The organism is Janthinobacterium sp. GW823-FHT01H08 (assembly GCF_058797855.1).
The window spans coordinates 1,793,910-1,814,738 of sequence record NZ_CM179504.1; the positions used below are offsets into that span (position 1 = coordinate 1,793,910).

The following is a 20,829-nucleotide window of genomic DNA, read 5'->3' on the forward strand; positions in this document are numbered from 1 at the left end:
CGCGCAAAAGCGCCTTTTTTCCGCCCGGGGTTCATCGCCCGGCGCAAAAAGTGGTAATCTCGCCCCGTTCACGACCACTTATGATGAAGGATTATTATGCGTTTTCTGCGTTTCTTGCGTCCCCTGCTTGCCGCCGTCACCCTGGTGGCGGCCACCGGCGGCGCCATGGCGGCCGATACCGGCTTTACCACGCTCCCGACGCCAGTGCGCACGGACACGGGCAAGAAGGTGGAAGTGGTCGAGTACTTCATGTACTCGTGCCCGCATTGTTACGCGCTCGATCCGCTGATGCACGACTGGGTCAAGAAGCAGGGCGACAAGATCGCCTTCCGCCGCATCCACCTGGCCTTCTCGGGTCCGAAGGATCCGCAGGCGCACGCCTACGCCACCCTGGAAGCGATGGGCCAGCTGGACCAGTTCCACGACAAGATCTTCCGCGCCATCCACGTCGAGCGCAATCGTCTGAACCGCGATGACGCCATCCTCGACTTGCTGGTCAAGAACGGCATCGACAAGGCGAAATACCTGGACATGTTCAATTCCTTCGGCGTGCAGACCAAGCTGAAACGCAACGAGCAACTGATCGCGGCCAGCAAGATCGACAGCGCGCCGACCATCGTCATCGACGGCCGCTTCGTGACGTCGCCGGCGCAGTTGTCGCGTCCTGGCCAGTCCGAGCCGCAAACCCAGGCGGCGACCCTGCGCGTGATGGATGAACTGGTGGCGCGCGTCCTGAAAGAGCGCGCTCCCGCGCCAGCGAAGAAGTAACACTGGAGAACACCATGAAACAGCTGCCCTGGACCCTGTGCGTGCTGGCCGTCGCCCTCGTGGCGTGGTTGTCGATTGCCATCGTCAACGTGGAAAATCAGCGCAATGCGCTGGCCAGCAAGGCTTGCGTGGACCCCGCGTTCAAGAACGAGGTCGATGCGAAATGCCTGGCGTCCGTGCAGACGCGCGAACACTGGTGGCAGCACCTGACTTACGCCATGACGCACTTCCGAAATTGAATGCGCCTGCCAGAAAAACCCGCCTTGCGCGGGTTTTTTTTCGTCCGCGTATGATGATGTGACAACCACCAAGGAGGAACAATGAAGGAAGTGATCCTGATTACGGGCAGCAGCCGCGGCATCGGCGCGGCGACGGCGCTGCTGGCGGCGCGCCAGGGCTATGCCGTCTGCATCAACTATGTGCGCGATGCGCAGGCGGCCGGGGAACTGTGCGCGCGCATCGCGGCGGCGGGCGGCGAGGCCATCGCCGTGCAGGCCGACGTCAGCGACGAGGCGGACGTGGCGCGCCTGTTCGATGAAGTCGATGCGCGCCTGGGCACGCTCACGGCGCTGGTCAACAATGTGGGCGTGCTGGAGCAGAAATGCCGGCTGGTCGACATGTCCGCGCAGCGCCTCGAACGCGTGCTGCGCACCAACGTGATCAGTTACTTTTTGTGCTGCCAGCAGGCCGTGCGGCGCATGTCGACGGCGAGCGGCGGGCAGGGCGGACGCATCGTGAATGTCTCGTCGGTGGCGGCGCGCATCGGCTCCCCGGACGAATACATCGACTACGCGGCCTCGAAAGGCGCCGTCGATACCCTGACCCTGGGGCTGGCGAAGGAAGTGGCGGCCGAAGGCATCCGCGTCAACGGCGTGCGGCCCGGCATCATCTACACGGACATCCACGCCTCGGGCGGCGAACCGGGACGGGTGGCGCGCCTGGCATCGGGCGTGCCCATGCAGCGCGGTGGCCAGCCGGAAGAAATCGCCGATGCCATCCTGTACCTGCTGGGGCCGGGCGCCAGCTATGTGACGGGCAGCATCCTCGACGTGGCGGGCGGGCGCTGATTTTCAACGCATTTTCAACTTATTTTCAACCCTTGCAAGCAATTGCTTCAAGCGCGGGGCCAATTATCAAGCAGGGCAAGCGAGTCCAGAATGACGGTGTGCCATGCGCACGCCGATCAACTCATTTGGAACCACCATGTCCGCTTTTGCTCCCGCCATCCTGGCCCTGTCCCTGCTGGCCGCCGCGCCGGCCCATGCCGCCATCAATCTGCCCCTGCCCGCCCACTTGTCCGGCGCGAAAGCCGACGCCGCGGTGGCGCTGGCCGCGCGCCGCTATGCCGCGTTCTGGGAAAGCGGCGACCCGGCCCTGGCGCGCCTGGCGCTGGCCGACGATTTTACGGACCGTACCTTGCCTGCCGGCCGCCCGCAGGGATTGGCCGGCCCGCTGCAGGCGTCGCAGGCGTTCCACGCGGCCGTGCCGGACTTGAAGGTGGCCATCGAGGAGATGCTGGTGGCGGGCGACCGGGTGACTTTGCGCCTGCATTTCACGGGCCGCTTCACGGGTGTCTTCCCCACGCCGCAGGGACCCTTGCAGGGGCAGGGACAAGCCGTCGATTTCCATGCGTTTGATCTGTACCGTGTCAATGCGCAAGGGCGCATCAGCGACAACTGGCACCTGGAAGACAACCTGACCCTGCTGCGCCAGCTGGGCGTGCTGCCGCGGTAAGGGCGGCCGTCAGGCTTGCAGCGCGGCGAACTGCTGCACGAGGAAGTCGGCCAGCAGGGCGACGCGCGGCGGCTGGAAGCGGCTGCGCCGGTACAGCAGGTTCAGGGGGACGCTGTCGGCAAAATAATCGTCGAGCACCGTCTGCAAGCACCCCGCGCGCAGGTCGTCGCCGATGTCGAGCAGCGATTTGTAGGCGTAGCCATGGCCGGCCACGGCCCAGCGGCGGATGATTTCGCCGTCGTTGCTGTGCCAGTCCCCCGGCAGGCGCAGGCTGTGGCGCTTGCCGTTTTCGCGGTAGCGCCATTCCTGCGGCGCGCCGTCGCCGGCCGTGAGCACGAGCGTCGGCAGCTGTGTCAGGTCGCGCGGCGCGGCCGGCACGCCCACCTTGGCGGCCAGCGCGGGCGCCACACACACGACGCGCCGGCCCCGGTGCAGCAGGCGCGCCACCATGTCGCTGTCGGGCAGCTCGCCGTAGCGGATGGCCAGGTCGATATCGTCCTGCACCAGATTGGCCGTCATGTCCGTCAGGGTCAGCGCATGGCGCAGCTGCGGGTGCAGCGCGGCAAAGCGGTCGAGCATGGGCAGCAGCAGCTGGCGGCCGATGTCGGACGGCGCCGAGATTCGTACCATGCCGCGCACGGCGCCGCCGCCCGCGTGCAAGCCGTCTTCGGCCTGCGCCAGCAAGTCCAGCGCCTGTTCGCTGTACTGGCGGTAGTGCAAACCTTCTTCCGTCAGGCGCAGCTGGCGCGTGGTGCGCTCGAACAGGGTGGCGCCCAGCGCCGTTTCCAGGCGCGCGATGGCGGCGCTGGCGGCGGCCGGCGACAGGCCGTGCTTGCGGCCGGCGGCGGAAAAGCTGCCCAGCACCGCAGCGTCGAGGAACAGGGCGATTTCCGCCAGGCGCCCGGCGCCGCCGCGCATCATGCGGGGTGCGCCGCCGCCGGTTTCGGCGCCGGTGCCGAATGGGGCGTGATCACCACGGTGCAGGTGGTGCCGGCTACCAGCAACTGTCCCTTCGGCTGCTCGTCGATGTGGATGCGCACGGGCACGCGCTGCGCCAGGCGCACCCAGTTGAAGGTGGGATTGACGTCGGCCAGCAGTTCGCGGCCCGTGGCGGCGTCGCGGTCGGTAATGCCGCGCGCGATGCTCTCGATGTGGCCGTGCAGGGTGCCGCCGCTCATCAGATTCATTTCCGCCTTGTCGTCCTGCGCCAGCATGCCCAGCTTGGTCTCTTCGAAGTAGCCGACGACGTAGTACGAGGCGCTGTCGATGACGGCCAGCTTGGCCGCGCCGACGGCGGCAAAATCGCCCTTGTGCACGTTCAGGTTCGTCACGTAGCCGCTGACGGGGGCGCGCACGGTGGTGCGTTCCAGGTTCAGTTGCGCCAGCGCGCGCGCGGCCACGGCGGCCTGCACTTGCGACGAGGCCGAGCTGGCGGCGTAGGCGGCGCTTTCGCGGCTTTCCGTCGAGATGATGCTGGCGTCGAGGCCTGCGCGGCGCTGCGCTTCCTTGCCGCGGCGGCCCATTTCCGTTTTTTGCGCGGCCAGCACGGCGTCGGCCTGGGCCAGCGCGCTGGTGTAGCGTTCCTTGTCGACGACGAACAGCACGTCGCCTTTTTGCACCACCTGGTTGTCGCGCACCAGCACGTCCGTGACGGTGCCGGCCACGTCGGCGCTGATGTTGACGATGTCGGCCTTGATGCGCCCGTCGCGCGTCCATGGCGACTCCATGTAGCGGTCCCAGACGGTCTTGCCTATCCACAGGGCTGCGGCCAATAGCAGCAGGGTGATTGCATAGCGGGTCAGTTTGCTTACCATGTCGGCAGCCTTTCCTTGATCAGGTTGAACAGTTTTTTTTATTTGTAAAGCGATAGAGCGAGCGCGCCGAAGATGGCGATGAAGATGCACAGCCGCGCCAGCGACGGGTGCCACACCATGCGGTACACGCCCAGCCAGCCCAGCACGCGGTCGAGCAGGGTTTGCAGTCCGATGCTGAGGATGAACAGGGGCAGCAGGGTAGGAATCAGAATTCCGAACAGGGCGAATTCACGCGGCATGGTGGTCTCCGGCGCCAGGCGCCATATGGTCGAGTAATGAGGTGTAGATGGAATGCAGGTCGGCCAGCGCCGTCTGCAGGCGCGCGCTGCGTTCGGCTGTCGCATCGGCTTGCGTTTGCGCCGCGCGCACCACGGCGCCCGCCTGCAGGGTGGCGGCCAGCGCCGCCTGCAGTTGCGCATCGCCGCGCGTGCGCAGCCAGGCGGCGATGCCGTCCACGCACTGCTGCAGCGCATGGCGCGTGGCGCCCGGGCGGGCGGTCGCGATCAGTTCGCGCAATTCGATCACGGAATGGCCGATTTCCAGCAGGGTCAGGGCCTGGCGCACGACGGCGCGCGTGGCCTCGCCCGGCGCCGGCCCGGCCGCCGCATTGAGCTGGCTGAGCAGGTCGCGCACGCGGTTGTCGAAGCGATGCTTGACCCGGCGCGCCGGCGCCGTGCACGCCTGCAGCGCTTCGCGCCACAGGGCCGGGCCGATATGGTCCTTGTGGCCCATCGTGTGCTCGGGCAGCAGCACGGCAAACACGAGGGCGGCCAGCATCAGGCCGACGATCAGCGCCATGCCCGTGTTCAAAAAGGCCGCGCCGTCGACGTGCATCAGATTCGTCGGCGCCATCTGCGTGATGAAGGTGGACACGCCCAGGCCCACGCCCAGCTTGGCCGGATTCGTCATCAGGTACAGGCCGAGGGCGAGGAAGGGCGCAAAACTGAGCACCAGCATGGGGAAGCCGTCGCCGTGCACCAGCACGAAATACACGCAGACGAGCGACAGGGGCATGGCGATCAAAAAGCCCGTCAGCACTTGCCGGATCATCATGATGGGGCGCGGCGAGGACGAGGCCAGCGCGCAGAACACGGCCGCCATCAGCATCGCCGTGCTGGCGTAGGGCCAGGCGAGGAAGTAGGCGCCCAGCGCCAGGAGGGCCAGGCTGATGCCGGCGCGCGCGCCGCTGGCGAGCACCAGCGCGGGCGGCGTCTTCGGCGCATATGCCTGCGGCGTGCTCACGTCGAGCGGCGTGTCGTGCACGAGACTGAAATACACTTCGTGAAAGCGGCTCATGTCGCGCGCGAAGCGCTCGAGCAGCTCGCACACGGTGTCGAAGTCGATGCGCTGCGCATGCACGATGGCCGCGCCGTCGATGTCCGCGCGCGCCTGCGCCAGCGCCGCCTGCAAATGCCGCTGCATGGTGTCGAGCGAGTCTTGCGAAGGCGTCGTTTGCAGCGCCTCGGCGACGATGGCGTACAGGGGCGCGCACGCCTGCATGACCTGGGTTTCGCCATCGCGCTGCAGGCGGTCGAACAGGCGGTGGAAGGTATAGAAGGTGGTCAGCGCCGTCATGAAGGTGGCGTTGAAGGCATGCAGCTTGCGGTTCTGTGCGCGCACGTGGCTCACTTTGCTGGTCACTTCGAACAGCGCGGCCGAGCGGCCCAGTTCCAGCGCCGCCACGTCGGCGGCGAACTGCAGATGCGTCAGTTCCACCTGCGCCGGCGTGAGCTTTTGCTGCAGCACGTCATGGCAGAAGGCGAGGAATTTGCCGTAGCGCGCCTGCACCGTGCGCATCACCTGCGTGCCCTGGTGGCGCGGCAGCAGCACGCTGGAGACGGCGGCCGAGCAGATGATGCCCAGGCTCACTTCAGCCACGCGCGTGACGGCCAGCGAGAATACCTGCATCGGCTGTTCGATGGCGGGCAGCACGATCATGCAGGCCGTGTAGCCGGCCAGCACGTACACGTAGGACTGGGCGTTGCGGTGCAGGGCCGAGCCGCTCGTGCACAGGCCCACCCACAGGGCCAGGCCGGCGAACAGCAGCACGGGCTGCTGCGGGAACAGGCCGATCAGGGTCAGCGCGGCCGTGCATCCGAGCAGGGTGCCGCACAGGCGGTAAAAGCTTTTTTCCAGCACCATGCCGCTGCTGGGCAGGGCCAGGATGATGGTGGTGGTCATCGCCGTGCTCGGCGAATCGAGGCCCAGGCGGTAGGCCAGCCACAGCGCGCAGAACGATGCGATGAGGTTCTTGCCGACGTAGATCCAGCGTTCGCCTTCCGTCGCGCGCCAGTCCTGCAGCGCCTGCGCCAGCCAGTGGGCCGCCCGGTTCAGGGGGCCATATGTGGGTTTTGTTGCTGTGGCTGGCGTCATCGATAGGCTATCAGTTCTGGTTGTTGAGATTGTTGAGGTTGCGCAGCTGGCGCATGTACAGCTTGTCGAGCACTTGCAGCTCTTCTTCCGTGAACCCGTCGTACAGGGCCGAGGTTTCCTGGTACACGTCGGGCAGCGCCGTTTCGATCAGCGCGCGGCCCTTGTCGGTCAGCGAGATCATCACGGAGCGGCGGTCGCCGGGGCGCGTGCCGCGGTGGATCAGGCCGCGCGTTTCCAGGTCGTTGCACACGCGCGTCAGGTTGGCCGGCTTTTCATGGCACGCCATGCCTAGGGTGCAGGCGTTCGAGGTTTCGTCGTCCGTGCCGTACAGCACGGCCAGCACCATGTAGCTGGCATCGACCAGGTCGTGCTTTTTCAGCGCGGCATTGGTCAAGTCCTTCATGCCTTTTTGGATGTGGTACGTCATGCGCAGCAGGCGCATCAGTTCCATGGGGAAGCCTGGCATGCGCGTGCGGATGTTTTGCAGCCGCTTGGAGGTGGCGTCAAAAGCGGTCATGTCATATTCCTTCATGTGTCAATAAAGTTCCGATTGTATCTTGTTGGGCTATGGCAACGCGAGTCTAGATACCGCCTCCCAATGCATTCATCAAGGAAACGTACAGATCGAGCTCGCGCGCCCCATTTTGCGCCTGCTGCTGTTCTTCCGCCAGCAGCGCCACTTGCGTGTTGAGCATGGCGATGGCGTCGCTCATGCCCGCCTTGTACGCTTTTTCCGCCAGGTCGCGCGCGCGCTGCGCCGTGGCCAGCGCCTGCACGGTCAGCTGATGCTGTTTGGCCAGCGACTGTGCGCGGGTGACGGCGTTGGCCACATCCGACATGGCATTGATGACGGTGGCGTTGTACTGCTCCACTGCACCGTCGTACACGGCCGTCTGGCTGCCCAGCTGGGCGCGCAAACGGGCGCCGGCAAAGATGGGCAGGCTCAGTGCGGGAGAGGCGCCGCGGATCTCCGAGTTGGCGTCGAGAAAGTGGCTGAAGCCGAAGGCCTGGAAACCGGCGAACGCCACCAGGTTGACGTTCGGGTAGAACTCGGCCTTGGCCGCGTCGATGCGCTGCGCCGCCGCTTCGACTCTCCAGCGCTGGGCGGCGATGTCGGGCCGGCGGCCGATCAGGTCGGCCGGCAGGGCGGCGGGAATGGCCAGCGGCTGGTCCAGGCGCAGCACGGGGCGCGTGAGCGCCGCGCCGGCCGCCGGACCCTTGCCCGCCAGTGCGGCCAGCTGGTTGCGCAGCAGGGCCAGCGATTCGGCCGACTGCTCCAGCTGGCGCCGGCCGGCAGGCAAGGTGGTTTCGATTTGCGCCACGTCAATGTCCGTGCCGATGCCGGCGGCCTTGCGCTGGCGCGTGATGTCGAGGATGCGGGCGCGCTGCGCCAGGCTGCGCTCGATCACGTCCTGCAGCTGGAATTCGTATGACAGCTGGATGTAGGTGCGCACCAGCGCCGTTTCCAGGGCCAGGCGGGCCATCTGAGATTCGGCCGACGCCATCTGCACGTCGCCCAGGGCGGCGGACAGGGCGGCGCGGTTGCGGCCCCACAGGTCCAGGTCGTACGAGGCCGTGACGGTGGCCTGGTTGCGCCACGCGTAGTTGCCGGCCAGCGGCGCCGGCGTGCTGCCGTGCTGCGAATACAGTTCGCGGTTGATGGAGACGTTCGCGTCCGCCTGCGGGCGGGTCTTGTCCTCGGCCGCGCCGGCCAGCGCCTCGGCCTGGCGCACGCGCGCCTGGGCGCCGCGCAGGGTGGGGCTGTCGGCCAGCGCCTGGTCCATCAACCGGTTCAATTGCGGGTCGTGCAAGTCTTGCCACCATTGCGTGCGCGGCCATTGTATGGCGGCGCTGGCGGCCGCATCCATGGCCTGGCTCGCCTGCAGCTTGTTGGCGTCGAGCATGGCCGATTGCGGCGCGATATGGCCCATGTCGGCGCAAGCGCTCAAGGCAAGGATCAGGCTGGCGGCAAGCAAACGGCGGTGCAGGGACATGCAGGGACTCCGGGAGAGGTAGTGTTGGGGGTGCTGCTGGGGTATCACAGCTCGCCGCGGGGAGCTTCGGGAGTGGCCCGAGTGCTGCGCCGCAACTGAGTTGTTACTGACTGAAACCGGCTGACTGGTTTCTTATTGCACGACGTGCTTGGCCGTTTGTGCGACATCAAAGTCCGCTTCCGTTTGCGGGATCAGGCCAGCCTTGCGGGCGGCGTAGAACTCGGCCATGACTTGTTCGCGCGTCACTTTGCTGGCGGCGGTGGCCGGCGTTTTCGGATAGTCGACTTCGCTGGTGGCGATTTCGCCGGCGTTGCGGGCACGGATGTATTCGGCCGTGACGTCAGCACGCGTGAGTTGCTGGCTGGCAGCGGCAGGCGCGGCGCTCTGGGCAAACGCCGAAGTAGCGGTGGTAATGGCAAACAATGCTGCGATGAGTGATTTGGCTTGCATGAGAAGACTCCAAAATGTGCATGATGGCTGGGTGGATGGGCCGGATCGCCACGTACCGGTCGGTTCGGCGGCATGGCGCTGGTGGGCGCCGTGCCGCCGATGAAGCAATTTCTGGATGAGAAGATGCTTACTTGGATTAACTATAGCAATGAATAGTACATTTGTGAAGTAATTTATGAAAATAGTTGTGCGCCGCCGCATTTTCCCCTCGGAAAAGGTCGGGCAGCCGTGCGCCACTGGACTGGCCAGGAGAGTAAGCTGGTTTTTTTGTTAACGGGAGTCAGCCATGAGCAGCAGCACACTCGATCCGGACAATTTGCCCGTCACGCCCGACCGCGTTCTGGGCTCCGGCCATGGCAAGGGCGCGCTCGGTCCCAGCGACAGTTCCGACAGCGGCAGCGACATGCAGGGCGTGCCCGGCCAGGATGCGGAAGAACTCGATAACGACAGCGATGCGGCCGGCACGGGCGAACGGGCCGGCGTGGAGCCGCGCAGTACGGCGCCCGACGGCGGCGATATCGATGTCGATCATGTGGAAAGCCTGGCGCCCGTGCGGCCCGCAGAGGAGGGCGATGGCGAACCCGGCGTTCCCCAGGCGCCAGCGCCGCGCCCCTGATGCCGGCGGCCGGCCGCAAATTGCCGCCGTTCTGGCGCCATCAGCGTAAAATGCTGGCAAGGCGGCGTGCGCGCCGCCATGGCCAGCCGGCCGGCACAGGATAGGATGTCAGAGGATGCAAACGCAGATGTCGGAAGAGAAAGAAAAAGGCTTGATGTCGATGTACCGCGAGACGCGGCCGCGCGAGTTTTTTGGCGAAAAAAGTAACACCAATCACCTGGCCTGGAGTGCGCTGGTGGTCTTGCTGGCGCTGGCGTTCTGGCTGGTCGTGGCCCTGGCGGCGGCGGAAAACCAGCGCTATGCCCTGGAAACGAAGGCGTGCCAGGATCGCGTGTTTCCGACGGAAATCGACACGTCTTGCCTGAAACAGGTCAAGTCGCGCGATCACTGGTGGCAGCACGTGGGCCACGCGCTGGTGAGGATGGGCGCCTGACCCGGGCGCACGCTGGCTGAACGATCTGGCGGAACCTGGCGGCGGCGAAGGCCGCCGCGGTGATGGAGCGATAGTGCGGGAGGCGCCATGCCACGCGATCACTCGCGCGAGCAGCCGCAATGGCTGCTCGCGCGCCACAGTGCCTTGACGGCGCGCCAGTTGCTGCGCGCCTATGGCTTGCTATGCCTGTTTTCCCTCGTCATTGCCGCCGCCTTTGCGCTGCGCGGCCTCTGGACCATTCCCGTCTTTTCGTTCGCCGAACTGGGCCTGGTGGCCGCCGCTCTGCTGCACTACCTGCGCCACGCGCGCGACTATGAACACATCGCCCTGCGCGACGGCGAGCTGATCGTCGAACAGGTCAGCGCCGGCCGCTGCCGGCGCCACCACTTTTCGCCATGGCGCACGCGCGTCGAAGTGCCGCAAGGGCCGCACCAATTGATACACATCAACGATATGTGTGATGCTACCCGTCATGTGGCGGTGGGCGTGTTCGCCACGCCCGAGCGGCGCCGGCAAGTGGCGCAGGAGCTGGGCGCGCTGCTGCCGCCCTATTTGGGCCCGTAAAACTGGAAAGTCTGTACTACCAGCAAGGTGGCGGGAAAGCCCGTGATGGTCTTGAACTCCTTGACGCCGGTAATCTTGTAGGCGCCGGCCTGGAACGCTTCGCCTTCCTCCCAGCTGTGATCCTTCATGGCAAACTGCAGCAGGCGCTTGTCGTTATAGCGGTAGCTGAAGATGGTGTAGGCGCCGACGCGGCTGGTGACGACGAAGCGTTCATCCTGCGCGTCGGCGATGAGCAGGATGCCCGGATAGCGCCCGATGCCGGCCTCCTCGTTCTGGATGCGCAGGATCACATCGGTAAAACTGCATTCGGCGTCGCGGATCTTGTCGCGCTTCGTGGCAATCTGCATGACCTCGTCGTAGCTCTTGTTATGCACGATCGACCATTGCGGCGAGTCGCAATAATTGGCCGCGCTGGCAGGGGCCGTACAGGAAAGCAGTAAACAGACGGTGATGGCAGGGATGACTTGCATGGAACCTTGTCGCGGATGTCGTGGGAGGCGGCAGTCTACCTGCTGGCTGCCGCCGCCACAAGCGGGGGACGATCCTCAGGTGGCCCGCGACGGGCCTTCCCACAGATTGATATGGCCTTCACGCGCCTGCACGTCGATGGCGGCCAGCTCGTCGGCCGTGAATGACAACTGCTGCAGCGCGGCCACGTTTTCGCGGATTTGCGCGCTGCTGCTCGCGCCGATCAGGGTCGAAGTGACGCGCGGATCGCGCAGCACCCAGGCCAGCGCCATCTGCGCCAGGGTCTGGCCCCGCTGCGCGGCGATCTGATTCAGGGCGCGCACGCGGGCCAGGTTTTCCGCGCTCAAGTGCTGTTGCGTCAGCGAACCGCCGCCGGGGCGGTTGACGCGCGCATCCTGCGGCACGCCATCGAGGTATTTGTCGCTCAATAAACCCTGCGCCAGCGCTGTGAACGTGATGCAGCCCATGCCCTGCTCTTGCAGCGTGTCGAGCAAGCCGTCTTCCTCGATCCAGCGGTTGAGCATATTGTAGGCAGGCTGGTGGATCAAACACGGCACTTTCCATTCCTTCAGCAGGGCGGCCGCCTCGGCCGTCTTTTGCGGCGAATACGACGACAGGCCCACGTACAGTGCCTTGCCCTGCTGCACGGCGGTCGCCAGCGCGCCCATGGTTTCTTCCAGCGGCGTGTCGGCGTCGTAGCGGTGCGAGTAAAAGATGTCGACGTAGTCGAGACCCAGGCGTTGCAGGCTCTGGTCCAGGCTGGCCAGCACATATTTGCGCGAACCGCCGCCCTGGCCGTACGGACCCGGCCACATGTCCCAGCCCGCCTTGGTGGAAATGATCAGCTCATCGCGGTACGGTAAAAAATCGTCGCGCAGCAGCTTGCCGAAATTGCTTTCCGCGCTGCCATACGGCGGGCCGTAGTTATTGGCCAGGTCGAAATGCGTGATGCCCAGGTCAAACGCGGTGCGCAGCATATCGCGCTGCGAAGCCAGATTGTTGCTGTCGCCAAAGTTATGCCACAGTCCCAGGGACAGCAGCGGCAATTTCAGCCCGCTGCGCCCGCACGTGCGGTATGGCATGCTGTCGTAGCGGTTCTCGGCGGCGTGATAGGTCATGGCGTCTCCTTGTAAATGAATCGCCTATTTTGGCGCAAAATCAAGGTGTGCGTGCGTGCGCCTTGCGCGCGGCGGGACGCGCCTTACAATGGGCGTTCAGGAATCTCGCAAGGAGCGGACATGGAAATCGAATTGAAATTGCTGCTGGCGCCGCAGGACGCGCCCCGTCTGCGCGCCCACCCGCTCTTGGCGCAGGCTGCGCAAGGTGCGCCGCAGGTGCTGCAGATGCACGATATCTATGTCGATACGCCCGATTTGCAGCTGTGCCGCCACCACGCGGGCTTGCGCGTGCGACAGGTGGACGGGCGCTGGGTGCAAACGCTGAAGGCGGGCGGCACCGTCAACGGCGGCCTGCACAGCCGCCACGAATGGGAAGGCGACGTGCCGGGGCCGCAGCCGGATCTGGCCGCGCTCGACTCGGCCATCGGCCGCAAGCAGCCCATCCGCGCGCTGCTGCGCCGGGACGCCGTCCGCGACGCTTTGCAGCCCGTGTTTACCACACGCATCGAGCGCACCGTCTGGCAGCTGCGCACGCCGCAGGGCGACCAGATCGAATGCGTGCTGGACCAGGGTGTCATTGAAAGCGGCGCGGATGGTGCCGATGGTGCCGATGGTACCGTATACAGCGTGCCCGTCAGCGAGGTCGAACTGGAATTGAAGCAGGGGCAAGCTTCCAGCCTGTTCGACGTGGCGCTGGCGCTGCTGCAGGACGTGCCGCTGCAGCTGGGCCACATGAGCAAGGCGGAACGCGGTTACCGGCTGGCGGCATCGACCCCCTTGCAAGCCGTCAAGGCGCAACCGCTGGCGCTGGACGCGGCCATGTCGGTGGAGCAAGTGTTTGTGGCCATCGCCGGCAATTGCCTGGAACAGGTCAGCGGCAACCAGGATGGCGTGGCGGCGGGCGAGGATGTGGAAAGCGTGCACCAGATGCGCGTGGGACTGCGCCGTTTGCGCTCGGCGCTGGGCATGTTCAAGTCCCTGCTGGCCTTGCCGGACGCCTTGAAGGCCGAACTCGACTGGCTGGGCGGCGCGCTGGGCGAGGCGCGCGACTGGGATGTGTTGGCTGGCAATACCCTGGCGCAGCTCGATGGCGAGGCGCAGGCCGATGCGGCGGCGCTGGCACAGGCGGCGCACGCGCAGGCGCGGCTCAAGCACCAACAAGCCGCCCAGGCCGTCACCTCGGCGCGCTACACGGCCTGCATGCTGGGCTTGCAGCGCTGGCTGCAGGCGCGCGCCTGGCGCGATGGCTGTTCCGCGCGCCAATTGCGGCGCCTCGATGCGCGCGTGTCGCCGTTTGCCCGCGCCACCCTGCGCAAGGACCAGCGCCGCCTGATGAAGCGCGGCAAGCGCCTGCTGCATGCCACGCCGCAGCAGCGCCATCAAGTGCGCATCGCGGCCAAGAAGACGCGCTATGCGACGGAATTCTTTGCCTCGCTGTTTGCGGGACGGGCCGTGAAACCGTATGTGGGACGCTTGTCGGCCTTGCAGGATGAACTGGGCTGGCTCAACGATGTGCAGGTGGCCGACCGGCTGCTGCAGCAATTGCCCGAAGTTCAGGCTGGCCAGGCCGACGAGGCTGACCAGTCCGCCCAGGACGGCTTGCGGCTGCACGCGGCCTTCGTGCGCGGCTATCTGGCGGCGCGCGCGCAGACCGATGGCAGCGATGGCCGCATGCACAAGGCCTGGCGGCGCTTCAAGGCGGCCCGCTTGCCGGCCTGAATCCGCTTTTATCGGGGCGCGAGCCCAGGCCAGGCTAGGCCAGCGGCCGCTGCAACTGGCGCTCGAGGATGGCCAGCGGCGATTTGTGGGGGGCGGCCATGGCGCGCACGGGCAGCAGCCAGGTTTGCTCGAGCGCATGCTGTCCCCGCAGGGCGGCATGCGATACGGCATCGCTGAAGACGATCCACGTCTGGCCCGGCGCGAATGCATGGGTGTGCTGCTCCGCCTGCGCCTGGTAAGCGAGATCGGCCTTCATGGCGTCGTGCAGCTGCAGCATGTAGTGATCGTAGGCCGTGCGCCGCGACTTGGTGATGCGCAGCCGGTGCAGCAGCGCCGCCAGCACGGGCTGCGGACGCTTTGCAAGAGGTAAAAAATGCTGCGCCACCTGTTCGAACGGCGCGCCCAGTTTCCACACGCGGGGCGCGCCGCGCGGATCGATGTTGGTGAAGACGCGCAGGATGCGCCGGCCCTGCGTGGGTGAGGAGGGGAAACTGTCGACGTGCAGGCGCGTATCGTCCTTGCGCCAGGACGTCACCCGGCCGGCGATTTCCACGGGGCGAAAGCTGCCCTTGCCTTGCTGCAGATGGGGAACATAGCCGGGCAGCAAGCCGGCCAGCAAGCGCTGCGTGTGCTGCGCATAACGTTGCATCAGCGCGGCCAGCAGGGCCGCATCGCAGGCATCGCCGTGGCCGCGCACGCCGCGTGACGGTTCCCAGCTGATGTTCTTGGCGCTGCTGGCGCTACCCACAGCGCCGTTCAGCAGGGCATGCTCTTCCGGTTGCAGGGAAAAGCCCAGGCGGGGCAGCAGCACGACTTGCCCATCTTCGAGTGCCTGCAGCGCCGCCGCCTGCTGCGCGGCGCTGCCGCTGGCGTCCCACCGGTCCAGGGAAATATCGATGAGTTTGCTCATGGCACAGACGGGGAAACATCGGAGCGGCCAGTATGGGCGCTTGCCGCCCGCTCCCGTTTGCGCTTGCGCAGACTTACATCACAGTTTGCTGTTCTGGCAGCCGGCGCTCACGCATTCGCGCACGCGGTCCTGCAGGAATTGCGCGCGTTCGATGGTGGTCTTGGTGGCGCAATCGAGATTCACATAGAAACCCGACGATTCGCGTTTGGAGCAGGCGTCGTTGCGGTTGGCGATCCACGCCAGCTGGCCCGATTTCAGCTTTTGCTTGCCGCCGGCATCGAGCTTGGCGGCGAGTGTCTTGTAGTTGGCGTTGAGTTCCTTGTCCGCTTCCTGGTACACCTTGTTGAGGCAATACAGGCCGTCGAAGTCGTTGCGCGGCGTGTCGCAGGCCGAGTTGGCGAAGGCGGAACCGGAAGCAAACACGAGCAGGGCAAGGATGCATTTTTTCATGGCGGGCTTTCAGAAAGTGGTGGGGCAGGATCGGTGAGCAAGACGGCGCTCTTGCGCATCGTATAACATTTTCTCTCCCGCCCGCGGACGCTTGCGGGCGTGCTCCGTCAGCCCCGCCGGCACCGTCAGTAGGCCTGGCGGCCCGGCACGCTCACTTCGATCTGCGTGCCGGCGCCGGGCCGGCTGTCGATGCGCAGGCTGGCCCCGATGCCGGCGGCGCGCTCGCGCATGCCGACCAGGCCCCAGTGGCCGGGCCGCTGGCCCGTTTGCGCCACGGCGTCATCGAGACCGCAGCCGTCGTCGCGCACGCGCAGGGTGAATGCCTGCTCCGCATAGTCGAGTTCCAGCACGATGTTTGCCGCCTCGGCATAGCGCGAGGCGTTGAACAGCGCTTCGCGCGCGATGGCATAGACCTCGTCATGCACGCGCGGCTGCAGGCGCCGGCAGCTGCCGCTGACGTGCACGGTGAAGGCGTGCGCGCGGTGCTCGGCCAGGCCCTTGCCGAATTGCTGCAGCGCCAGCCGCAGTTCGTCCGGTTCGGCCGAGGCGCGCAAATCCATGATCTGGTCGCGGCCTTCGATCAGCAGCTGGTCGGCCAGGTTGAGGGTGCCGTCGAGGCGCGCCCGTTCGCGCGTGCCCTTGGGCAGCATGTCCGCATGCGCATGGAACGACAGGATCAGGCCCTGCACGCTTTGCAGCAGGGTGTCGTGCAGCGAGCGGGCGATGCGCGAGCGTTCGGCCAGCCGCTCCTGCAAGCGTTCCTGCAGCCGTTCCTGCATGTTGCGCGTCAGATGGCGGATGCGCAGCACATAGCCGCCGTACAGCAGCAGCGCGGCGCCCAGCGCCAGCAGCACGACGAACCACGGCGTCTGCACGAAGGCGGGCGCGATGACGATGTCGAGCTTGGCTCCCTGCGTGTTCCACACGCCGTCTTCGTTGGCGGCCGTGACGTCGAAGCGGTAGCTGCCCGGTGCCAGGTTGGTGTAGTACGCCTCGCGGCGCCCGACCGCCTCTTGCCAGCCGGCGTCCACGCCCGCCAGCCGGTAGCGCAGGCGCACGCGTTCCGGCATCGACAGGCTCAGCGCCGTGAAGCCGATCTGCAGGGTCTTGCTGCCTTGCGGCAGCTGCAGCGGCTTGCCATCGTCGAGCGCGTAACGCGCGCCATTGGCCAGCAAGCTGTGGATCTGCACCGGCGGCGGCAGGCGATTGCGGCGGATATGCAGCGGGTCGAGCATGGCGATGGTGGCCGAGGTGGAGAACCACAGCTTGCCATCGGGCGCATGGATCAGAGAAGGCACGGGGCGCAGCTGCGAGGCATGGCCCTGCAAGCCGTCGAGCGCGTCGAAGTGTTCCGAGACGACGGCGCTGCCGTCCCGCATCCACGCGGCCAGGCTGGCGGCGCCGATATGGTCGATGCCGTCCGCGCCATGCAGCCACAGGTCGCCGTCCGGCAGGCGCACGATGCCCGACACGCCGCGAAACGCCGCGCCGCGCGCGCCGCGCAAGGTGTGGAAGCGCCCGGCGCGGTACAGGGCCACGCCGTTTTCGCCGCCGGCCCATATCGCGTCGCCATCGCGGTACAGCTGCAGCACGGTGCCCACCTGCAGGCCCTCGGCCGCGCCGAGCCGCCTGACGGCGCCCGCGCGCTGGCCGTCGGCCACCAGGCTGACCGTATTGTCGGCATGGCCCAGCCAGACGGTGCCGGCGCCATCGATCGCCATGGCCGTGGTCAGCACCGCCGGCAGGCCGGACAGGCCGCCGTTCGCGATCCATTTTCCTTCGCTCAGGCGAAACAGGCCGCCGCCGGAAAACGAGGCCCACAGGGCGCCCGAGCGGTCCTGCTGCAGCGCCTGCGGATCGAGTCCTTGCACGGGCGCTGTCACGCGCGTCATCGTGCCGTCGCGTGCGCGATGGTGCAGCTCCTGCTCGTTGCCCAGCCACAGCGTGCCGTCGGGCGCCCAGTGGCTGGCCGCCAGCGCCCCTTTCAAGATCACTTTTTTCATCCCGTCGGCCGTAAAGCTGCGCACGTCGCTCACGTAGTCGCCGATCCACACGTCGCCATCGGGTCCCGGCAGCATGCCAGGGTGGTCGAAGGGCACGGCGACGGGCAAGGTCTGCAGGCGGTTCGGTCGCAGCCGGTCCAGGCCCGTCGAGGTGCCGAACCACAGATTGCCCTCGCGGTCCTGGAACGACGTTTGCGGCAGCGGGCCGCTGATGCCGTTCTGGCGCGTCAGGCGCTGGGCCGGCAGACTGGGGCCGGCAGGGTCGAACTTGCGTTCGATGCCATCGGGTGTCATCAGCCACATGGTGCCGGCGCGGTCGAAGCGGATGCCGTTGCCTCTGGCGTCGGGCCGGATGGGCGCATCGCCGCGCGGCGCGCTGGTGCGCACGCGGTAGTAATTGCTGTGCGTGTCGACGGCCCAGATGGCGCCATCGGGCGCTTCATCCATGCTGGTGAGCATGGTGCGCGGCCAGGCATGGGAAAAGCGCGCCTGGCCCGGCTTGCGGAAAAAGACGCCATGCATGGTGCCCATCCACTGCGTGCCATCGCGCCCGAACAGGATCTGGTACACGCGCTTGTCGGGCAGGCCCACGTTGGCCGCTTGCGCGACGAAGCGGTCCGCGCCGGGCGCCAGGCGCGCCGCGCCATCGCGCGTGCCGACCCAGATGGCGCCGTCGGGCGCTGCCTCGATATGGAACACGGCGCCCGGCGGCAAGCCGTCCGCTTCGCGGTAGGTGCGCGCGCCACCCTGGCGAAAGACGCTGACGCCGCCGAGACGGTAGCCGACCCACACGGCACCGTCCGGCGGCGTGGCCAGGCCCAGCACATTGCTCGATGGCAGGCGGTGCCCGTACACGCTGTCGACGCGGTCGAAGCGCACGCCATCGTAGCGGTACAAGCCGGTGGCCGTGGCGATCCACAGCCAGCCATCCTTGCCCTGGGCGAATTTGAGCACGTCGACGGGCGCCCCTTGCAAGGCGCCCCAGCCATTGTGGGTGTAGTCGGACAGCAGGGGGGCGGCCGCGCACGCGTGCAGGTGGCACGCCAGCAGGGGCAACATCAACAGGCGGCGCAGCAGGCGAGCGGACATCGGTGCAGAGGGAGATAGCGGTGGCAGGGCAGTGATTGTAGCGCAGCGTCCTGCTTTTCAGCAGGCGAAAAAAAACCTGCGCGGGATGGCGCAGGCTTTTTTCGCCCTACGTTGACAAGGACCGCTTACGCGAAGTTCTTGGCAACGAATTCCCAGTTGACCAGGCCCCAGAACGTTTCCACGTACTTGGCGCGCAGGTTGCGGTAGTCGATGTAGTAGGCGTGTTCCCAGACGTCGCAGGTCAGCAGCGGCTTGTCGCCGGTGGTCAGCGGGCAGCCGGCGTTCGAGGTGTTGACGATGTCGACGGAGCCGTCGGCTTTTTGCACCAGCCAGGTCCAGCCCGAACCGAAGTTGCCCACGCACGACTTGGTGAATTCTTCCTTGAACTTGTCGAACGACGACCATTTGGCGTTGATCGCGTCAGCCACGGCACCCGTAGGCGCGCCGCCGCCGGCCGGCTTCATGCCGTTCCAGTAGAAGGTGTGGTTCCATACTTGCGCTGCATTGTTGAAGATGCCGCCCGACGATTTCTTGATGATCTCTTCCAGCGACAGGTTCTCGAACTCGGTACCCTTGATCAGGTTGTTCAAGTTGGTGACATACGCCTGGTGATGCTTGGCATAGTGGTATTCCAGGGTTTCTTTCGAAATATGCGGCGCCAGAGCGTCCATTTCATACGGCAGTGGTGGCAGAGTATGTTCCATGTGATGTCCCTTTATGGTGAGTATTCGGAGTCTACCGGCCTGCGGCCGGAGGGTTGAGCCAAGCTTGCTTGAAGCAGGCATTCTTGCTGAACGAGCCACTATTGTAAAGCGGATGCGCCATTGCTGCAGATTCCGCCACGCGTCGCGGATGCGGGTGGCGTAGTGATTCTCGTTCAGCGTCAGACCTAGCGAACACGTCGGGTAGTTTCCCTGACGATCAGTTCCAGAGGAGGTATCGCCGCCTGCACGGCTTCGCCGTTGATCAGTCCCAGCAGCGCTTCCGTGGCGATGCGGCCGATGTCGTACAGGGGCTGGTGGATGGTCGTCAGCGGCGGCGTCGTGTAGGACGAGCCGGGCAAGTCATCGAAACCGACGAGCGAGATATCGTCGGGTACGCGGATGCCCTTGCGGTACAAACACAGGCGCACGCCATAGGCGGACAGGTCGTTGGCGGCGAAGACGGCGCTGAATTGCTGCTGCGTATCAAACAAGTGGTTCATGGCCAGCATCCCGCTTGCCTCGTGGAAATCGCCTTCCGCCATCAGTTTCGGGTCGATGGCGATGTCCGCTTCGCGCAGCGCGCGCTGGTAGCCCGTCAGGCGCTCGGCCGCATCCGTGTTGTTGGCGGGGCCGGCGACAAACGCGATGCGCCGGTGGCCCAGTTCGATCAAGTGGCGCACGGCCAGGTAGGCGCCGTATTCGTTGTCGAGCTTGAAGCCGATGGCGCTTTTCGTTGCCAGCAGGCGGCCCGTCGAGACGATGGGCCGCTGCTGCGAGAAATCGAGCACGCTCTCGTCCGAGATGCGCCCCGACAGCAGGATGATGCCGTCGACCTTTCGCGCCAGCAGCAGACGGATGCGGTCCGCTTCTTCCTGCGCATTCCAGTGCCCGCTGACGATGACGGACGCGTAGCCCGTGTCCTTCAGCCCATCGTCGACGCCGCGCAGGCTTTCATCGAAGAAGGGGCTGGAAATATCCTGCACCACGATGCCGATGGTCATCGAGCGGCCCTTCTTCAAGCCCTGTGCCATCTGGTTCGGCGCGAATTTCATGTGCGCAATGGCCGCCAGCACGGCGTCGCGCTTGTCATCGGAGACCCTGGCCGTGCCGTTCAGGATGCGCGAGACGGTGCTGGGCGACACGCCGGCTTGGCGGGCGACATCGAGCAGGGTGGAAGGGGGAGCAGCGTGGGCGCTATCGTTCAAGGCGGTTCCTGGGTGTCAAGATGGCTGGTCGTCAGTGCTCTGAAAACCTTTTCATCGAAAGATTACCATAAATGGCCGATAGCGCCGCAGATCGGGGTAAGTCGGCGTAGGTCGGGTTAGCCCGCAGGGCGTAACCCGACACATCACGGCCAGCAATGCGCCGGAACATGCCTCTGCCGCCAACAATATTGTCGGATTACGCGTTGAAACGCTAATCCGACCTACGCTTGAAAACGTTTTCACAAAAAACAACGGCGTCTCAAATGACGAATTTTTGCCCTTTTTCATAGGAAAACACACGCCACGGCGTGCAGCTTGCCATGCCACCCTCAATAAAAATGACAACTTTTTCGGTTGACTTGGTTTTCTTTGCGGTGTTAAATGGACACATGTTGTGAAAACGTTTTCAAGATAGAA

The 20,829-nt window shown here is 65.9% G+C and carries 22 protein-coding genes; 8 read left to right on the forward strand and 14 right to left on the reverse strand.

The features are described from left to right. Nucleotides 1–96 precede the first annotated feature (96 nt). From AC3RCG_RS07995 to AC3RCG_RS08010, 4 genes are all read left to right on the forward strand, one after another. A complete protein-coding gene (locus AC3RCG_RS07995; protein ID WP_070219418.1) occupies nucleotides 97–768 on the forward strand; it encodes a thiol:disulfide interchange protein DsbA/DsbL in 672 nt (223 codons plus the stop codon). Nucleotides 769–782: 14 nt separating this feature from the next. After that, complete coding sequence (locus AC3RCG_RS08000; RefSeq protein ID WP_436498984.1) at nucleotides 783–1,007, forward strand: hypothetical protein; 225 nt, start codon at nucleotides 783–785, stop codon at nucleotides 1,005–1,007. An 81-nt stretch (nucleotides 1,008–1,088) separates the two neighbouring features. Further along, a complete protein-coding gene (locus AC3RCG_RS08005; RefSeq protein ID WP_492403675.1) occupies nucleotides 1,089–1,835 on the forward strand; it encodes an SDR family oxidoreductase in 747 nt (248 codons plus the stop codon). A gap of 136 nt (nucleotides 1,836–1,971) precedes the next feature. After that, nucleotides 1,972–2,502, forward strand: coding sequence for an ester cyclase (locus AC3RCG_RS08010; protein ID WP_492403673.1), 531 nt, complete (start codon nucleotides 1,972–1,974; stop codon nucleotides 2,500–2,502). Between the two features lie 9 nt (nucleotides 2,503–2,511). Here the strand turns inward: AC3RCG_RS08010 and AC3RCG_RS08015 are convergent, their stop codons facing one another. From AC3RCG_RS08015 to AC3RCG_RS08045, 7 genes are all read right to left on the reverse strand, one after another. Beyond that, on the reverse strand, nucleotides 2,512–3,423 hold the full coding sequence (locus AC3RCG_RS08015) for a LysR family transcriptional regulator (protein ID WP_492403671.1): 912 nt from the start codon (nucleotides 3,421–3,423) through the stop codon (nucleotides 2,512–2,514). Next, nucleotides 3,420–4,316 (reverse strand): efflux RND transporter periplasmic adaptor subunit, encoded by an 897-nt coding sequence (locus AC3RCG_RS08020; protein ID WP_492403669.1) that lies wholly within the window; start codon nucleotides 4,314–4,316, stop codon nucleotides 3,420–3,422. Before AC3RCG_RS08020 ends, AC3RCG_RS08015 begins: the two co-directional genes overlap by 4 nt. 38 nt (nucleotides 4,317–4,354) lie before the next feature. After that, a complete protein-coding gene (locus AC3RCG_RS08025) occupies nucleotides 4,355–4,555 on the reverse strand; it encodes a DUF1656 domain-containing protein (RefSeq protein WP_070224633.1) in 201 nt (66 codons plus the stop codon). Beyond that, a complete protein-coding gene (locus AC3RCG_RS08030) occupies nucleotides 4,545–6,689 on the reverse strand; it encodes an FUSC family protein (protein WP_492403666.1) in 2,145 nt (714 codons plus the stop codon). Before AC3RCG_RS08030 ends, AC3RCG_RS08025 begins: the two co-directional genes overlap by 11 nt. 10 nt (nucleotides 6,690–6,699) lie before the next feature. Further along, a complete protein-coding gene (locus tag AC3RCG_RS08035; RefSeq protein WP_070224646.1) occupies nucleotides 6,700–7,206 on the reverse strand; it encodes a MarR family winged helix-turn-helix transcriptional regulator in 507 nt (168 codons plus the stop codon). A gap of 64 nt (nucleotides 7,207–7,270) precedes the next feature. Beyond that, on the reverse strand, nucleotides 7,271–8,683 hold the full coding sequence (locus AC3RCG_RS08040) for an efflux transporter outer membrane subunit (protein WP_492403664.1): 1,413 nt from the start codon (nucleotides 8,681–8,683) through the stop codon (nucleotides 7,271–7,273). A gap of 132 nt (nucleotides 8,684–8,815) precedes the next feature. Next, complete coding sequence (locus tag AC3RCG_RS08045) at nucleotides 8,816–9,133, reverse strand: DUF4148 domain-containing protein (protein WP_071650291.1); 318 nt, start codon at nucleotides 9,131–9,133, stop codon at nucleotides 8,816–8,818. A 286-nt stretch (nucleotides 9,134–9,419) separates the two neighbouring features. Between AC3RCG_RS08045 and AC3RCG_RS08050 the strand changes: the two genes are divergently transcribed. The 3 genes from AC3RCG_RS08050 (at nucleotide 9,420) to AC3RCG_RS08060 (ending at nucleotide 10,746) form a co-directional block, all read left to right on the forward strand. Next, a complete protein-coding gene (locus AC3RCG_RS08050; protein ID WP_070312067.1) occupies nucleotides 9,420–9,749 on the forward strand; it encodes a hypothetical protein in 330 nt (109 codons plus the stop codon). Between the two features lie 115 nt (nucleotides 9,750–9,864). Then, complete coding sequence (locus tag AC3RCG_RS08055) at nucleotides 9,865–10,182, forward strand: hypothetical protein (RefSeq protein WP_409026983.1); 318 nt, start codon at nucleotides 9,865–9,867, stop codon at nucleotides 10,180–10,182. Nucleotides 10,183–10,269: 87 nt separating this feature from the next. Next, the gene (locus AC3RCG_RS08060) at nucleotides 10,270–10,746 is read left to right on the forward strand and encodes a DUF2244 domain-containing protein (RefSeq protein ID WP_409026982.1); all 477 of its coding nucleotides are present in this window, start codon (nucleotides 10,270–10,272) and stop codon (nucleotides 10,744–10,746) included. On the opposite strand, the gene AC3RCG_RS08065 is transcribed toward AC3RCG_RS08060, so the two are convergent. Both AC3RCG_RS08065 and mgrA read right to left on the reverse strand, forming a co-directional pair. Beyond that, nucleotides 10,731–11,216, reverse strand: coding sequence for a hypothetical protein (locus AC3RCG_RS08065; RefSeq protein ID WP_409026981.1), 486 nt, complete (start codon nucleotides 11,214–11,216; stop codon nucleotides 10,731–10,733). The two genes, AC3RCG_RS08060 and AC3RCG_RS08065, sit on opposite strands and share 16 nt — an antisense overlap. 75 nt (nucleotides 11,217–11,291) lie before the next feature. Beyond that, on the reverse strand, nucleotides 11,292–12,332 hold the full coding sequence (mgrA, locus tag AC3RCG_RS08070) for an L-glyceraldehyde 3-phosphate reductase (protein ID WP_070224627.1): 1,041 nt from the start codon (nucleotides 12,330–12,332) through the stop codon (nucleotides 11,292–11,294). A gap of 120 nt (nucleotides 12,333–12,452) precedes the next feature. Here mgrA and AC3RCG_RS08075 point away from each other — a divergent pair, with 120 nt between their 5' ends. Beyond that, complete coding sequence (locus tag AC3RCG_RS08075) at nucleotides 12,453–14,051, forward strand: CYTH and CHAD domain-containing protein (RefSeq protein ID WP_409026980.1); 1,599 nt, start codon at nucleotides 12,453–12,455, stop codon at nucleotides 14,049–14,051. Nucleotides 14,052–14,085: 34 nt separating this feature from the next. Here AC3RCG_RS08075 and kdoO read toward each other — a convergent pair whose 3' ends face one another. From kdoO to AC3RCG_RS08100, 5 genes are all read right to left on the reverse strand, one after another. Then, entirely contained in the window at nucleotides 14,086–14,961 is an 876-nt protein-coding gene (gene kdoO / locus AC3RCG_RS08080; RefSeq protein ID WP_409026979.1) for a Kdo hydroxylase KdoO, read from the reverse strand. Between the two features lie 78 nt (nucleotides 14,962–15,039). Further along, nucleotides 15,040–15,411, reverse strand: coding sequence for a lysozyme inhibitor LprI family protein (locus tag AC3RCG_RS08085; protein WP_326457592.1), 372 nt, complete (start codon nucleotides 15,409–15,411; stop codon nucleotides 15,040–15,042). A 125-nt stretch (nucleotides 15,412–15,536) separates the two neighbouring features. Further along, the gene (locus AC3RCG_RS08090; protein ID WP_409026978.1) at nucleotides 15,537–18,503 is read right to left on the reverse strand and encodes a sensor histidine kinase; all 2,967 of its coding nucleotides are present in this window, start codon (nucleotides 18,501–18,503) and stop codon (nucleotides 15,537–15,539) included. A gap of 125 nt (nucleotides 18,504–18,628) precedes the next feature. Continuing rightward, complete coding sequence (gene sodB, locus AC3RCG_RS08095; protein WP_071078930.1) at nucleotides 18,629–19,207, reverse strand: superoxide dismutase [Fe]; 579 nt, start codon at nucleotides 19,205–19,207, stop codon at nucleotides 18,629–18,631. Between the two features lie 185 nt (nucleotides 19,208–19,392). Next, nucleotides 19,393–20,412 (reverse strand): LacI family DNA-binding transcriptional regulator, encoded by a 1,020-nt coding sequence (locus tag AC3RCG_RS08100; RefSeq protein WP_070312070.1) that lies wholly within the window; start codon nucleotides 20,410–20,412, stop codon nucleotides 19,393–19,395. Nucleotides 20,413–20,829: the final 417 nt, after the last annotated feature.

Bases quoted from the DNA above. Each gene is read 5' to 3' on its own strand.
- AC3RCG_RS08020 (WP_492403669.1), bottom strand. From the start codon at position 4,316: ATGGTAAGCAAACTGACCCGCTATGCAATCACCCTGCTGCTATTGGCC.
- AC3RCG_RS08005 (WP_492403675.1), top strand. From the start codon at position 1,089: ATGAAGGAAGTGATCCTGATTACGGGCAGCAGCCGCGGCATCGGCGCG.
- AC3RCG_RS08035 (WP_070224646.1), bottom strand. From the start codon at position 7,206: ATGACCGCTTTTGACGCCACCTCCAAGCGGCTGCAAAACATCCGCACG.
- sodB (WP_071078930.1), bottom strand. From the start codon at position 19,207: ATGGAACATACTCTGCCACCACTGCCGTATGAAATGGACGCTCTGGCG.
- AC3RCG_RS08015 (WP_492403671.1), bottom strand. From the start codon at position 3,423: ATGATGCGCGGCGGCGCCGGGCGCCTGGCGGAAATCGCCCTGTTCCTC.
- AC3RCG_RS08065 (WP_409026981.1), bottom strand. From the start codon at position 11,216: ATGCAAGTCATCCCTGCCATCACCGTCTGTTTACTGCTTTCCTGTACG.
- kdoO (WP_409026979.1), bottom strand. From the start codon at position 14,961: ATGAGCAAACTCATCGATATTTCCCTGGACCGGTGGGACGCCAGCGGC.
- AC3RCG_RS08060 (WP_409026982.1), top strand. From the start codon at position 10,270: ATGCCACGCGATCACTCGCGCGAGCAGCCGCAATGGCTGCTCGCGCGC.
- AC3RCG_RS08075 (WP_409026980.1), top strand. From the start codon at position 12,453: ATGGAAATCGAATTGAAATTGCTGCTGGCGCCGCAGGACGCGCCCCGT.
- AC3RCG_RS07995 (WP_070219418.1), top strand. From the start codon at position 97: ATGCGTTTTCTGCGTTTCTTGCGTCCCCTGCTTGCCGCCGTCACCCTG.
- AC3RCG_RS08045 (WP_071650291.1), bottom strand. From the start codon at position 9,133: ATGCAAGCCAAATCACTCATCGCAGCATTGTTTGCCATTACCACCGCT.
- AC3RCG_RS08050 (WP_070312067.1), top strand. From the start codon at position 9,420: ATGAGCAGCAGCACACTCGATCCGGACAATTTGCCCGTCACGCCCGAC.
- AC3RCG_RS08010 (WP_492403673.1), top strand. From the start codon at position 1,972: ATGTCCGCTTTTGCTCCCGCCATCCTGGCCCTGTCCCTGCTGGCCGCC.
- AC3RCG_RS08040 (WP_492403664.1), bottom strand. From the start codon at position 8,683: ATGTCCCTGCACCGCCGTTTGCTTGCCGCCAGCCTGATCCTTGCCTTG.
- mgrA (WP_070224627.1), bottom strand. From the start codon at position 12,332: ATGACCTATCACGCCGCCGAGAACCGCTACGACAGCATGCCATACCGC.
- AC3RCG_RS08025 (WP_070224633.1), bottom strand. From the start codon at position 4,555: ATGCCGCGTGAATTCGCCCTGTTCGGAATTCTGATTCCTACCCTGCTG.
- AC3RCG_RS08055 (WP_409026983.1), top strand. From the start codon at position 9,865: ATGCAAACGCAGATGTCGGAAGAGAAAGAAAAAGGCTTGATGTCGATG.
- AC3RCG_RS08030 (WP_492403666.1), bottom strand. From the start codon at position 6,689: ATGACGCCAGCCACAGCAACAAAACCCACATATGGCCCCCTGAACCGG.
- AC3RCG_RS08000 (WP_436498984.1), top strand. From the start codon at position 783: ATGAAACAGCTGCCCTGGACCCTGTGCGTGCTGGCCGTCGCCCTCGTG.
- AC3RCG_RS08090 (WP_409026978.1), bottom strand. From the start codon at position 18,503: ATGTCCGCTCGCCTGCTGCGCCGCCTGTTGATGTTGCCCCTGCTGGCG.
- AC3RCG_RS08085 (WP_326457592.1), bottom strand. From the start codon at position 15,411: ATGAAAAAATGCATCCTTGCCCTGCTCGTGTTTGCTTCCGGTTCCGCC.